This is a genomic window from Microbacterium sp. Leaf351 (assembly GCF_001423825.1).
Taxonomy (GTDB): Bacteria; Actinomycetota; Actinomycetes; order Actinomycetales; family Microbacteriaceae; genus Microbacterium; species Microbacterium ginsengisoli.
This window is the reverse complement of record NZ_LMPK01000009.1, coordinates 83,537-84,454: the sequence shown is the minus strand read 5'-3', so window position 1 is coordinate 84,454 and position 918 is coordinate 83,537. Positions and strand designations below refer to the sequence as shown.

Here is a 918-nt window from a genome sequence, read left to right as displayed (position 1 = left end):
GAACTTCAGCGAACCCTGCAGGAAGTAGGTCAGGAACAGGAAGATCCCGAACATGCCCGCACCCGCGATGAGAATCGAGAGGTAGGCGGCTGCGCGGTTGCGGTCGAGCACGATCGTCAGGGGCAGGAGGGGGTGCGACGCGCGGCGCTGCCACAGCACGAACGCGATCAGGAAGACGCCCGCGGCGGTGAGCACGCCCCACGCAAGCGGCGAGTCCCAGCCGTCGGTCTCGGCGTTGGCGAAGCCGTAGACGATGCCGAACAGACCCGCCGACACCAGGATGGTGCCCGGCACATCGAGCTTCGGACGCGGACCGTGACGCTCGATGCGGCCGACGAAGACGATGACGCCCACGATCGCGACGACGGCGATGAACACGTTGATGTAGAGGTTCCAGCGCCAGTCGAGCTTCTCGGTGAGGAACCCGCCGAGGAGCAGGCCCACGGCGCCGCCGGCGCCGGCGATCGCACCGAACACTCCGAACGCGCGCGCACGCTCGCGCGGGATCGTGAAGGTCGTGGTGAGCACGGCCAGCGCCGTCGGGGCGAGCAGTGCGCCGAACGCTCCCTGCAGGGCGCGCGAGGCGACCAGCACCTCGAAGGTGGGGGCTGCGCCACCGAGAGCGGATGCCGCGGCGAACCCGACCAGGCCGATGATGAACGCCGGCTTGCGGCCGATCAGGTCGGAGATGCGACCGCCGAACAGCAGCAGTGCACCGAAGGCGAGCGAGTAGGCCGTGATGACCCACTGGCGGTCGCCGTCGGAGAAGCCGAGGTCGGCCTGGGCGGAGGGGAGGGCGATGTTCACGACCGTCGAGTCGAGCACCACCATGAGCTGCGCGAGGCCGACGATGACGAGAGTCAGCCAGCGGCGCGACGAGGGAGCCGAGGGAGTGGAGGCGGCCGGGGCGGTCGCGGT

1 protein-coding gene is annotated in these 918 nt (G+C 69.8%); it reads right to left on the bottom strand.

Annotated elements, in window-relative coordinates:
* Positions 1 to 918, bottom strand: a 918-nt coding sequence (locus ASG00_RS16775) for an MFS transporter (RefSeq protein ID WP_235559120.1), incomplete at both ends; no start/stop codon positions are given.